Genomic DNA, 12,702 nt, shown 5'->3' with positions numbered 1-12,702 from the left:
GCTAAAGGTTTTTTTCTAGCCAATGCTGAATGGTTTCAGCACTTTCACGCCAGTGAGCGTCAATCATCATGGTATGCCCCATTTTTTTCATATTAATGAAGTCTGCCTTGTATGCCTTTGCTGTTTTTCTGATGTGTGCGGGCCTAAAGAAAGTATCCTCATCAGCACTGAGCGCCAACATCGGGATCTCGAAAGGGTTTTTGTACGTAGGCAGACCAAGCCATAAGGTATCAAGCAAAGCTTTTGGAGAGCCTTGTTGCATTTCAGCACAATAACGGATTACAACATCGTCATTAACGTGGCCAGCAAATATAGATTTACGCGTTAGATCAACCGGTGAAAACCACGTGCCGATAAGTTCGCCAAGGTTCATTTGCATATAAAAAGTTGGGTTCAAGGCCAAATCAATAATTGATGGAATAAGACCGTCAACAGGAACACTAGCCATCAGTATGGAGGCAGGAACGGTTTCCTTTTCTATATATTTTTGAATAATCAGCCCACCTAAGGAGTGACCAATCAGAATTGGGGGTTCGCCAATTTCATCGATAACTCGTTGAATGTCATTAACATAATCGGCAATGCTATTTGAAGCGAGCATGGCGCTTCCGCCGCTTTTCCCGTGGCCGCGTAGATTGATGGCATAGGTTGGATGCCCCAGGTCTGCAAAAAAAGGCATAAAGTATTCGTCCCAACACCATGCAGACATGTTCGCACCATGAATAAATAAGATGGGTTTGCGAGTCGCTTTGTTAGGGTGGCGCTCAATAACATCTAAAGCTGGGTTTTCTGCCGAGGATTCAATGTTCATTGCTACCTCGATTATATTTAGATGTATTAATCATTATTTTCCTTTTATTTAAAGCGGGCTAACTTTTTATGTGTAAATTTTAGAATAAGTCTTGACGTATGCTGCAAAGCAATATAATATTCATATCACATTGTTACTGCAGCTCTGCTCTCAGATCGCTGCCCAATGTAATAATGTTCTCCTCCTCTTGGCGACTCTTTATGAGTCGCTTTTTTTTGCCTCACATTCTAGACTTTAATTGCACTAGACGTGCTGTTTTAATCAAAATAAAATCAAAAACAAGTCAAGCTGCACACAGATGGCGCATGAAGCGCTTGAAAGGGCAGTGTCCATTGCTAAAGAGCCGGTTAAAAAATGAATAATATGGTATTAAACAAGCGCGTGGTTTTTTTCTTAACTTGCTTAATGGTGATGGGCTCCAATCATGTGCTAGCAAATGATGTTAAGGTGAGTTTGGCCTTGCTTACGGAAAAAAGAGCAGTGCCGCCGGCCTTATCAAACCTTGACCCAATACTAACGGATGAAGGTATTCAAGGAGCCACCTTAGGCATCAAGGATAATAATACCACAGGGCAATTTACAGGACATCATTATGACTTGAAGCACATTGAGGTGCCTCTTCATGCTGATGTAATTAGCGCCTTCAATCTATTGGTAGAAGGAGGTTATCGCTATATCCTCGTCGATGTTCAAGCATCAACACTGGAAAAAATCTCTGCCTTGGCCAAGCCGAAGAATATATTGCTCTTCAATGTTTCATCGACAGATGACAGGCTAAGGAATAACAGTTGTAGTGCAAACATCTTTCATATTATTCCAAGTGATGCTATGAAAGCAGATGCACTTGCTCAATGGATGCTGAAAAAACGCTGGCAAAATTGGTTTTTGGTTAAGGGGAACGATGAAGAAGACCAACGCTTTGCTAATGCTATTAAGCGTGCTGCAAAACGTTTTGGGATAAAAATCGTAAAAGAAAAAACGTGGAATTTTGATCATGATGCTCGTCGCACAGCGCAAGCAGAAATCCCTGTATTTACTCAGGGCGCTGAGTATGATGTTTTAGCGGTAGCGGATGTAAAAGGCTTATTTGGTGAATACTTAACGATGAATACTTGGTTACCTCGACCTATTATTGGCACGCAGGGTTTAGTGCCAAGTGCTTGGCATAGAACCCACGAGCGATGGGGCGCAGTTCAAATGCAAAATAGGTTTTATAAGCAAGCTGGCCGCTGGATGAATGATGTTGATTACTCGTCATGGTTAGCCGTTCGTACGGTAGGTGAGGCGGTGACACGAGCCAATAAAGTGGAGCCAGCTGAAGTAAAAAAATATATCCTCAGTGATCGTTTTAGTTTGGCCGGTTTTAAAGGTGTAAAGCTTACATTTAGGCGTTGGAATCAACAGTTACGTCAGCCTGTTTTATTGGCAACGCCACGCTCAATTGTCTCGGTATTGCCGCTTAAAGAGTTTTTACACCCGCGGACTTATTTAGATACGCTAGGGTATGATAAGCTCGAATCAACATGTGAATTACGCTAAAAATAATAATGAATAAATACCTCTTCGCGTTTTTAATAATTTTTTCGACAGTCAGTTTTGCAGATACACTTTATATAACATTAGAAAAAGACAACGCCTTGGCTGTGGTTAACGGTGAAACAGGGCAGTTGTTGCAAACAGTGCCGTTGGGTCAGCGCCCACGTGGTGTAGCCTTCAACAACGATAAAACACAACTCTATGTCGCAGCGAGTGACGATGACACCATTCAGGTTATAGATACCGCAAGCTTAAAGGTGGTGGGTGAGCTGCCATCAGGTGATGACCCGGAATTGTTCAAGATTCACCCTAATGGCCTTTGGTTGTACGTATCTAATGAAGATGACAATATTGTCACAGTGATTGATTTGCAAACAAAGAACGTAATTGCTGAGATCCCGGTTGGCGTGGAACCTGAAGGTATTGCTGTGTCTCTTGATGGAAAGTGGGTAGTTAATACATCTGAAACAACTAATATGGTCCATTGGATTGATCCTACAGAGCAAACGATAAAAGAGAATACCTTGGTCGATTCACGTCCTAGGGCAGCAGAGTTTTCTGTAGACGGTCAAGCGCTGTTTGTAAGCTCTGAAATAGCAGGTTCTTTGTCTCGTATTAATGTGTCGACGAAGCAAATTGTCAGTAAAGTACAGTTTGAAATAGCCGGGGTTGATAAGGCGCTTATTCAACCGGTCGGTGTGTTGGCGCACCCGAATAATAAATTTTTATTTGTTGCGTTGGGTCCTGCGAACCGTGTTGCTGTTTTGGATATTGAAACAATGACGGTCATCAAGTATTTATTAGTTGGCCAGCGGGTATGGAACCTTGCGTTTTCGCCAGACTTAAAGCGGTTGTATACAACTAATGGTGTCAGTAATGACATTTCGATTATTGAGGTGGAAACCTTAACAGTAACAAAATCTGTACGGGTTGGTCGTTACCCTTGGGGTATTGCAGTTAAATAATGAGTCTTTCATTAGCTGTTAAAACGCTAAGTTATGCGTATGGAAATACAGCAGCCTTATCGGACATTAATTTTTCAATAGCAGCTGGTGAGTGCGCTATTTTGTTAGGGCCTAATGGTGCGGGCAAGTCGACCTTGTTTTCGTTGATAACGCATTTGTACGACAGTCGTTCCGGTGAAATTAGCATTAATGGGTTTAACGTTAAGACGCAAGCTTGTCAGGCTTTGGCGAATTTAGGGGTGGTGTTTCAGCAAACAACACTAGATATGGATTTAAGTGTTCTGCAAAATCTTTATTATCACGCCTCGTTGCACGGTATGTCGCGTAAACAGGCTTCCGTTCGAGTAAGTGAAGAACTAGAAAGGCAGGGTATGTTGGCGCGTAAAGATGAAAAAATTCGTCAGCTCAATGGCGGGCATCGTCGGCGTGTGGAAATAGCCAGAGCGCTGTTACATAAGCCATCTTTATTGTTATTAGATGAGCCCACTGTTGGTTTGGATGTGTCAAGCCGTAAAGGGATTGTTGAGCACGTGCATGCGTTATGCAAAGATGATGGGTTGTCGGTTCTTTGGGCAACGCATTTGATCGATGAGGTGTATCCGTCTGATAAGTTGCTTGTTTTGCATCAAGGGGAAATCAAAGCACAAGGGCCGGTGAGCCAAGTATGTGGTGGGGACTCTACAGATGACATCTCCCGTGCGTTTAAGCGCTTAACACAGGGGATATCATCATGAGGCTTAAGCATGCCTTTATTGCATTGAAAGGTATTATAAAACGAGAGTTGTGGCGATTTTTGCTTCAACGTGAACGTTTTATTGCGGCGTTAGTTAGGCCCTTGGTTTGGTTGTTTGTTTTTGCAGCGGGTTTTCGCTCTACCTTGGGAATTGCGATTATGCCACCGTATGAAACGTACATATTGTATGAGGTGTATATTACTGCTGGTTTGATTGGCATGATTCAACTCTTCAATGGCATGCAAAGTTCCTTATCGATGGTCTATGATCGCGAAATGGGTAGCATGAAAACACTCTTAGTTAGCCCTTTGCCACGTTGGTTTTTACTCACTGGAAAATTAATGGCCGGGACGTTTGTTTCGATCCTTCAAGCGTATGTGTTTTTGCTGATTGCGTGGTTCTATGACATTCAAGCACCATGGCTGGGCTATCTGACTTTATTTCCGGCGTTGGTCCTAGCGGGTTTAATGCTCGGAGCGTTAGGAATGTTGCTGTCGTCTTTTATAAAACAGTTAGAAAACTTTGCAGGGGTGATGAATTTTGTTATTTTTCCAATGTTTTTTATGTCTACGGCGCTTTATCCGTTATGGAAAATTAAAGAATCAAGCGAGTTATTGCATACCTTGGCAAGTTATAATCCGTTTTCACAAGCGGTTGAGTTGCTTCGATTTGCGCTGTATGGGCAGTTTAACCTAGCTGCTTTTGTGTATACCTTAGTGGCGTTTATTGTGTTTTTGTTAGTGGCCGTTTGGGGTTATAACCCATCAAAGGGCATGATGGTAAGAAAAGCTGGTGGACCAAGTTGAGCAACGGCCTCTCGTTGCGTGTTAAAATTAACGAATATGACTAAAAAACTTTTTATACGCACCCATGGTTGTCAGATGAATGAATATGATTCTGAAAAAATGGCGGATGTGCTTGCGCAATCGCATGACCTACGGTTAACAGATAATGAAAAAGAAGCAGATGTATTGCTGCTTAATACCTGCTCAATTAGAGAAAAAGCACAAGAGCGTGTTTTTCATCAATTAGGGCGCTGGCGCCCATTGAAAGAAAAGAACCCCGACTTATTAATAGGCGTAGGTGGTTGTGTTGCCAGTCAAGAGGGCAAAATTATACGGCGAAGAGCACCCTATGTTGATGTAGTGTTTGGTCCACAGACCTTGCACCGTTTACCAGCGATGTTGAAAGAGGCGCAAACAAAAAAGAAACTGGTAATGGACATTTCTTTTCCGGAAATTGAAAAGTTTGATAATTTGCCAGAACCTCGTGCAGAAGGGCCGAAAGCTTTCGTATCAGTTATGGAAGGGTGCAGTAAATATTGTACCTTTTGCGTTGTTCCCTATACACGCGGCGAGGAAGTCAGTAGACCTTTAGATGATGTGATTGCAGAAGTATCGAGTTTAGCGTCGCAAGGGGTTAGAGAAGTTAATTTATTGGGGCAAAATGTTAACGCCTATCGCGGAGAAATGAGCGATGGAGATATCGCTGATTTTGCGTTACTGCTGCATTACGTTGCAGCAATTGATGGTATTGATCGTATCCGATATACCACATCACACCCAAAGGAGTTTTCAGAAAGTTTAATTCAAGCGTATGAGGATATTCCAGAGTTAGTTGATCACCTTCATTTGCCAGTGCAAAGCGGCAGCAATAGCGTGTTGGCACGAATGAAACGCGGGCATGAAATAGATTTATATATTGAAAAACTTCAACGTCTTAAAAAGATTCGTCCGAATATGAGCTTTTCATCAGACTTCATTGTTGGTTTTCCACAAGAAACCGATGAGGAGTTTGAAGACACCATACAGCTAATCGAAAAAATAGGCTTCGACTTTTCATTTAGCTTTATTTTTAGTGCTCGTCCAGGAACGCCAGCGGCAGAAATGCCAGATGATATTGATATGGATGTTAAAAAGCAACGTCTTGAGCGACTACAGAATATTATTACCCAGCAAACGGCAGATATTTCGAAAAGCATGGTTGGCACTGTTCAACGGCTTTTGGTGGAAGGTGAGTCAAAGAAGAATTCTTTACAAATGACCGGGCGTACAGAGAATAATCGCGTTGTAAACTTTGCTGGCCATACTCGGCTAAAAGGGCAATTTGTTGATGTGTTAATTACAGAAGCCTTGCCATACTCTCTAAGGGGACGGGTAGTGACAGCAGCAGATAGGGAGGCTAGTCAGTCTCTTCAAGAAAGGCGTACAGCTTCATAAATTGAGTAGCAAACTTAAAACCACTGATGTGATCTTAACGCCAGCCAACAATAAACGTTTGGCCAGTTTGTGCGGCCAATTTAATGAGCATATCACACAGTTAGAACGGCGTTTAGATGTTGATGTAAAACATCGAGGGCATCATTTTAGCGTGACCGGTTTGGAGATTGGGGTTGGAGTAGCGATTACGGCGTTAAAAGCGCTGTATAAAAGTACCGAAAGCGATCAATTAACACCTGAAAAGGTACATTTATTAATGCAGGAAACAAAGATGTCTGTAGAGCAACCGGTGGATCTAGATGACACCGCCGTTATCCATACTAGAAAAAAAGTAATTAAGCCACGTGGCGGTAACCAACAGTCTTACGTTAAAAGTATTCCAAAAAATGATATTGTTTTTGGCATTGGGCCGGCAGGGACGGGTAAAACATATTTGGCTGTAGCCTGTGCAGTAGAAGCCTTAGAAGCAGAGAAAGTATCACGAATTATTCTAGCTCGCCCAGCGGTAGAGGCGGGTGAACGACTGGGTTTTTTACCGGGCGATTTAAGTGAAAAAATTAATCCATATTTAAGACCTTTGTACGATGCTTTATATGAGATGTTAGGTGTCGAGCGAGTCGAAAAACTTATTGAACGAAATGTAATAGAGATTGCGCCATTGGCTTTTATGCGAGGCCGAACATTGAGCGAAGCATTTATTATTTTAGATGAGGCGCAAAATACAACGCCAGAACAAATTAAAATGTTTTTAACACGAATTGGTTATGGGTCTACAGTGGTGGTGACGGGTGATATTACTCAGATAGACCTACCAGGGCATACCGAATCGGGTTTGAAATTGGTCATGAAGATTTTAAAGGGCATAGACAGCATTAGTTTTACGCAGTTTAAAAATACAGATGTGGTGAGGCATCCGATCGTACAAAAAATTGTGTCGGCCTATGAAAAGCACGCTAAATCATGAGTGTTGAATTACAAATAGCCAGTGACTGTAGCGAATTGCCTGAGCAACAATCGTTGATTGATTGGGTTAAACTTGGACTCCAACAGCAAAAAGATGCTGAAGTCGTTATAAGATTGGTAGACGAAGATGAGTCAGCTGCTTTAAATGAAGCCTATCGTCAAAAGAAAGGGCCAACGAATGTTTTAAGCTTTCCGTTCGAAAGCCCAAGTGGTTTGCCTGACGGTGCCTTATCGGAAGAAACCCTAGGCGACTTAGTTATTTGTGCACCTGTGGTGTTGCGTGAGGCGGAAGAGCAGGGGAAGCAAGCGGCTGCACACTGGGCGCATATGGTGATCCATGGTTGTTTACACCTTCAAGGTTATGATCACATTAATGACGATGATGCTCAGGTCATGGAATTGTTAGAAATAAAACTTTTGAATAGTATCGGGATTAAGAACCCTTATGAGGGTTGAGCAATAATATGAACCAGACAAAAAATGACACACTTGAAAATCGATCTTGGATAGAACGATTAGGGCAGGCGCTAATGGGCGAGCCAAAAGATCGTGAAGACCTAGTGCAGTTAATGCGTGACGCGGAGAAAAGAGATTTATTAGGGCAGGATGCCTTAGCGATGATTGAAGGTGTTTTGCAAGTCTCAGAGTTACAGGTGCGAGATATTATGATTCCTCGTTCGCAGATAGTTTTTATTCCTCGAGAAGCAGAATTGAAAGATATCTTTCCTCGCGTGACGGAGTCAGCACACTCTCGTTTTCCTGTTCAAGATGAAGAAACCTCACAAGTGGCTGGTATTTTGTTGGCGAAAGATTTATTGAACTATGTTGTTACTAATAAGGATGAAAAGTTTGACGTAAAGGATGTCATGCGCCCCGCGATTTTTGTGCCTGAAAGTAAGCGTTTAAATGTGATGTTGCATGAGTTTCGTGCGAATAGAAATCACATGGCGATTGTGATTGACGAGTATGGTTCAGTTGCGGGTCTTATCACGATTGAAGATGTGCTTGAGCAAATTGTTGGTGAGATTGAAGATGAGCATGATTTTGAAGAAGAAGCGTTTATTCTTCAGCGTAGCGAATATGAATACAACATTAAAGCCTTAACCGAAATTGCCGATTTTAATGAACGTTTTGAAACCGATTATCCAGACGATGTTGATACAGTGGGTGGTATGGTGGTTAAAAGCTTCGGTCATGTGCCTGAACATGGTGAAAAAACACAAATTGATGGCTTTTTATTTGAGGTGTTAAGGGCTGATAATCGTCGTGTTCATTTACTTCGTATGACCATTCTAGATGCGGTTGAGGAAGAATAAAGTCAGGAAAATGCAGGGCGAATAATGCTGATGAATCCTAAGCAGGGCATGCGTGTTATTGCTGCAATTTTTTCTGGTGCCTTACTCCCACTAGCGTTTTCACCTTACGACCTTCCGCTTATGGCGGTGCTGTCTCCCGTTTTATTTCTATTGACCTTACGCCAATTAAGGCCATCAACAGCAGCGTTAATGGGCTATGCCTTTGGTTGGGGGTATTTTGCTCATGGTGTCTATTGGGTTTACTTTAGTATTCACCACTTTGCAAATGCTCCATTGTGGTTAGCCATCATTATCATGTTAGGAATGGTGGCCATTCTTGCGCTTTATATGGCGTTATTTGCATATTTGATGAACCGATTTTTTTACCGGCGCCTTGCGGTTCGGTATTTATTGGCGTTGCCCAGTTTATGGGTTGGGTTAGAAGCGTTACGAGGCATCTTGTTTACTGGGTTTCCATGGTTGTCACTGGGTTTTAGCCAAGTCGATACTTGGCTGTCTGCTTGGGCCCCTATCGTTGGGGTGTTGGGGGTTTCTTGGTTGTTAGTCGTAATGGTTGGGGCGATTTCATACTGCCTTCATAAGTTAGGAAAAAGGCAGATGATGTTTGCTAGTACTTTAATTGTGTCCGTTTGGCTCAGTGGATTTATGCTTAAAAACATCGAATGGACGGAGCCTGCAGGAGCGCCGATTAAAGTAGCCTTATTGCAAGGTAATATCCCACAAGAAATAAAATGGCTGCCGTCATTTAAGCAAAAAAACATCGACATTTATCTGCAAATGACAAGGCAACAGCATGGTGTTGATTTAATTGTTTGGCCTGAAACATCTGTACCTGCTTTTTTGCATCGGGTGGAAAACACGTTGATACCACAACTAAAAAGGGAAGTAGATGAACGTGATATAGATATTGTTCTAGGGCTACCCGTCATGTCTACTAATGGCAGCGATTATTATAATGGCTTATACAGTGTTCGATATTCGAATGATTTTTACCTTAAGCGTCATTTAGTGCCTCTGGGTGAATATATGCCATTGAAGCCCCTATCGACCATTATTTTAAATTTTCTAAAAATACCCATGTCCGATTTTTCAGCCGGAGGTGATCAGCAAACGCTTTTACAAGGGGCGGGTTTTCCGTTTGCATCGTCTATTTGTTACGAAGATGCTTTTCAGCAAACATCCATTGATGGGCTTCCTGAGGCAGCGTATTTAGTGAACGTGAGTAACGATACCTGGTTTGGCGACACGATTGCACCGTACCAACATTTTCAGATGGCTCGGATGCGTTCGTTGGAAAGTGGGCGCTTTTTATTAAGGTCTACCAATACGGGTATTACGGCAATTATTGACCCTGCGGGGCAAGTTATTAAACAAGCGCCGATGTTTAGACGCACTGCATTAACTGGGGAGATAACGCCGTTAAAGGGCGCTACCCCTTTTGTCCAAGGTGGTTGGTGGGGCTTTTTAGGTTTTGTTGTGGTGATGGTACTGGTGAGTTTTTTAAAAAGGGACCGTATAAAAAATCGCCCCGCCTACAGTGCTTAACAGACTAAAGGCGGCCAGATGAACATGACGCTCTTATGCTGGTTTGCTGAAGGCGAATCAGATTTAACTCTAGGGTAGTTCGAAAATCAGCTCTCTAACTGCCTAGAGTCCAAAAATTTGTCGTAATGAATATTATCTAAACTGATATTAGCCTCTTCAAGCTTTACCAGTGTTGCATCAATCATTCCTGGCGGGCCACATAGGTAGGCGTGACTATCAGACACCGAAAAACCGATAGTTTCATCGTCAATAAAGTCGGTGACCAGACCACGTTTTCCAGTCCAGTCTGAATCTTCAGGCTCCTCGGACAGCACGGGTACAAATTTAAAAGAGTTGGACCACTTTTCTGTTAGTTTTTTCATATCATCAAGACAATAGAGATCGCGTTGAGCACGGGCACCAAATAAATAGGTAACGGGTCTATTAATGTTATTTTTTAAGGCATCTTCTAAAATAGATTTTAGTGGTGCCATGCCGCTACCACCTGCGATGGCGAGAATTGGCGCATCTGAAGTTCTTAACCAAAACGCACCGCTAGGGCCGTGCAGTTCAAAGGCTTCGCCTTTTCGGTCTTTTTCAAACAGCCATTGGGTGTAGTCGCCACCGGGCACATTTCTAACATGAAAACTTAGCGTTTTTTGGCCATTAGCAGCCGGCGCATTGGCGAAAGAGTAACTGCGGTGGCGAGAAAACCCCTCAAGTCCTATATCGGCAAATTGCCCTGCGGTGAATGAAATTGCTTGGTCTAATTCCACCGTCACTTCCATAATGTCATGTGTATGCATGTGGGTGTCAGTAATGGTTCCCTTATAGGTTTTTACTGAGTGTTTGGGTTGGTTAGCGTCGGCTTCAAGCTCAATGATAACATCGGTCTTCAATAAGCTTTGGCAGGCAAGAATGTAGCCTTCATCAAGTTCTGGTTCTGATAAGGTGTATGAAAAATCCATGATGGCTTTAACCTCACCATCGAGTAATTTGCAGCGACAATTTCCACAGGTGCCCACCGTGCAGTGAAACGGAAAATTAACCCCTTCATTGAGCGCAGTCTGTAACAAAGTGTTGTTTTTTGGAACTTCAAATGATTTGCCAGATGGCTGAATAGTTGCCTTTAAAGGGGTTTTTTTTGCCCCACCAAATAAGCCAAATAGTTTTTTCATTGTGACCTTACGTTTGCTGTGTTGATTTTAAAAAGTGTTAAATGTAGGTAATTTATAACCGCCGTAGAGTGTAAACCTAACGTTAGGGGAGAATCCAATTATTTTTTCTTTAATTCCTGATAAAGGCTTTTAAACTCCTCGGTGATTTTATGGTTTGGCGCATATTGGATCATGGGTTGGCTTGCGCTATGGGATTCTCGTATTTTTACAGAAGGGGAGATCATGCTTTTGAAAAGCTTTAAATTGTCGTCAATAAGTTCTTCTAGTAGCTGGGTCGGTAGTTTTGCGCGTTTTTGGAACTGGTTGACAACAATACCCTCAATCGCCAAGTTTGGGTTATGGTCAGCTTTAACTTCGGCGACAGTATCGAGTAAGGAATACAAGGCTTGTTTTGAAAAAACATCGCAATCGAAGGGAATGATGCAGCTATTTGCGGCGATTAGTGCCGAACGGGTGTAGAAGTTGAGCGCTGGTGGCGTGTCGATAAAAATATTATCAAACTCTCCCATGGTGTCTAACGCTTCTTTCAATTTATATATTTTGTAACGAGATTCAAGCTTTGCGTGTAGATTGTCCATGTCTGGGTGTGATGGCATGACATATAAATTTGGCATACCAGTTTCATAGATAAAATCGCTGAAATCTTTTGGAAATAGGCTTACGTTAAGGGTGTTGGTATAAAAATCTGCCAATGTGGATTCAAGCGTATTTGATTGCTGGCCGAGTAAATAGTGAGTTGAGTTGCCTTGTGTATCAAGGTCGATGACCAAGGTTTTTTTACCTTTCGACGCACTAATTGCGGCTAAATTGCAGGTAATAGTAGATTTGCCAACACCACCTTTTTTATTAAAAATAACACGGTTCATTTTTTAACCACCTTCTTTTTGCGACGTTTAAATTCAGTTTTATGGCAGGTTGGACATGGGGGAATATGTCCGGTTTTTTTAAAGTTCAGTGTCTGTTTACATTGGGTGCACTCAAGAGTGCCAGGGCCTGTAAGCTCTCCTGAATGGTAAAGCGTTCCCTTTATGGTATCTAAGTTTAAGTTCTCCCACTCTAATTTTGCTTTATCGACGACCGAATGGGTCCAGTCACCGATTTTACCCTCTATCAAATTTGACTCAAAAGATAGCCAGTCAGAGAACTCCTTTTTTGTGGTTTGTAGATAGGCTGAGGCGTCTTCTAAGTCCCTTTTTAAATAGTCGGCAACTTTACTTGCTTCCTCTTTTGTCAGTTCGCCTAGTTCAACGGCTTTTTCTTGTGCATGTTTTAGGTTTTCACTAAGAGTTGGAATAGCAATTTTTTCAGCCCGTTCAACGGTGTCATGGAGGCGTTGCATCATCTTATCGTAGGCTTGAAGTAACTTATCTTGTATTGAGTTATTCATAAGATCTCCCTGTATGAAGGTCTAGTCTTCTCAATTCAACTTCAGACCCATTGGGTTTAAAGTTTATAC

13 protein-coding genes are annotated in these 12,702 nt (G+C 42.2%); 9 read left to right on the top strand and 4 right to left on the bottom strand.

Features of this window, described 5'->3' with window-relative positions; translation table 11 throughout:
* Position 1 precedes the first annotated feature (1 nt).
* A complete protein-coding gene (locus tag CYCPU_RS0108695; RefSeq protein ID WP_020162513.1) occupies positions 2-811 on the bottom strand; it encodes an alpha/beta hydrolase in 810 nt (269 codons plus the stop codon).
* A gap of 354 nt (positions 812-1,165) precedes the next feature.
* Between CYCPU_RS0108695 and CYCPU_RS0108690 the strand changes: the two genes are divergently transcribed.
* The 9 genes from CYCPU_RS0108690 to lnt are packed head-to-tail and all read left to right on the top strand — an operon-like array spanning position 1,166 to position 10,089.
* On the top strand, positions 1,166-2,350 hold the full coding sequence (locus CYCPU_RS0108690) for a lanthanide ABC transporter ABC transporter substrate-binding protein PedA1 (RefSeq protein WP_016389931.1): 1,185 nt from the start codon (positions 1,166-1,168) through the stop codon (positions 2,348-2,350).
* An 8-nt stretch (positions 2,351-2,358) separates the two neighbouring features.
* A complete protein-coding gene (locus CYCPU_RS0108685) occupies positions 2,359-3,312 on the top strand; it encodes a PQQ-dependent catabolism-associated beta-propeller protein (RefSeq protein ID WP_020162512.1) in 954 nt (317 codons plus the stop codon).
* Positions 3,312-4,046 carry a lanthanide ABC transporter ATP-binding protein PedB/LutE gene (locus CYCPU_RS0108680; protein ID WP_015006478.1) on the top strand — a complete coding sequence of 245 codons (735 nt, stop codon included), beginning with the start codon at positions 3,312-3,314 and terminating at the stop codon, positions 4,044-4,046. The genes CYCPU_RS0108685 and CYCPU_RS0108680 overlap by 1 nt, the downstream gene beginning before the upstream one ends.
* The gene (locus CYCPU_RS0108675) at positions 4,043-4,852 is read left to right on the top strand and encodes a lanthanide ABC transporter permease protein PedC (RefSeq protein ID WP_015006477.1); all 810 of its coding nucleotides are present in this window, start codon (positions 4,043-4,045) and stop codon (positions 4,850-4,852) included. Before CYCPU_RS0108680 ends, CYCPU_RS0108675 begins: the two co-directional genes overlap by 4 nt.
* A 36-nt stretch (positions 4,853-4,888) precedes the next feature.
* Positions 4,889-6,265: a tRNA (N6-isopentenyl adenosine(37)-C2)-methylthiotransferase MiaB gene (miaB, locus tag CYCPU_RS11770; RefSeq protein ID WP_050999777.1), complete on the top strand. Its 1,377-nt coding sequence runs from the start codon at positions 4,889-4,891 to the stop codon at positions 6,263-6,265.
* Between the two features lies 1 nt (position 6,266).
* On the top strand, positions 6,267-7,229 hold the full coding sequence (locus CYCPU_RS0108665) for a PhoH family protein (protein ID WP_015006475.1): 963 nt from the start codon (positions 6,267-6,269) through the stop codon (positions 7,227-7,229).
* A complete protein-coding gene (gene ybeY / locus CYCPU_RS0108660; RefSeq protein WP_015006474.1) occupies positions 7,226-7,684 on the top strand; it encodes an rRNA maturation RNase YbeY in 459 nt (152 codons plus the stop codon). The genes CYCPU_RS0108665 and ybeY overlap by 4 nt, the downstream gene beginning before the upstream one ends.
* Before the next feature lie 8 nt (positions 7,685-7,692).
* A complete protein-coding gene (locus tag CYCPU_RS0108655; protein ID WP_015006473.1) occupies positions 7,693-8,544 on the top strand; it encodes a CorC family transporter in 852 nt (283 codons plus the stop codon).
* A gap of 30 nt (positions 8,545-8,574) precedes the next feature.
* Entirely contained in the window at positions 8,575-10,089 is a 1,515-nt protein-coding gene (lnt, locus tag CYCPU_RS0108650) for an apolipoprotein N-acyltransferase (protein WP_232228626.1), read from the top strand.
* A gap of 86 nt (positions 10,090-10,175) precedes the next feature.
* On the opposite strand, the gene CYCPU_RS0108645 is transcribed toward lnt, so the two are convergent.
* From CYCPU_RS0108645 to CYCPU_RS0108635, 3 genes are all read right to left on the bottom strand, one after another.
* Positions 10,176-11,246, bottom strand: a complete 1,071-nt coding sequence (locus tag CYCPU_RS0108645; RefSeq protein ID WP_015006471.1) for an NADH:ubiquinone reductase (Na(+)-transporting) subunit F — start codon at positions 11,244-11,246, stop codon at positions 10,176-10,178.
* A gap of 98 nt (positions 11,247-11,344) precedes the next feature.
* On the bottom strand, positions 11,345-12,112 hold the full coding sequence (locus CYCPU_RS0108640; RefSeq protein WP_016389939.1) for a ParA family protein: 768 nt from the start codon (positions 12,110-12,112) through the stop codon (positions 11,345-11,347).
* Positions 12,109-12,633, bottom strand: coding sequence for a zinc ribbon-containing protein (locus tag CYCPU_RS0108635; protein WP_015006469.1), 525 nt, complete (start codon positions 12,631-12,633; stop codon positions 12,109-12,111). Before CYCPU_RS0108635 ends, CYCPU_RS0108640 begins: the two co-directional genes overlap by 4 nt.
* Positions 12,634-12,702 lie beyond the last annotated feature (69 nt).

The organism is Cycloclasticus pugetii PS-1 (genome assembly GCF_000384415.1).
GTDB classification, from domain to species: domain Bacteria; phylum Pseudomonadota; class Gammaproteobacteria; order Methylococcales; family Cycloclasticaceae; genus Cycloclasticus; species Cycloclasticus pugetii.
The sequence above is the reverse complement of the archived record's forward strand: the minus strand, read 5'-3'. Positions and strand labels throughout refer to the sequence as shown.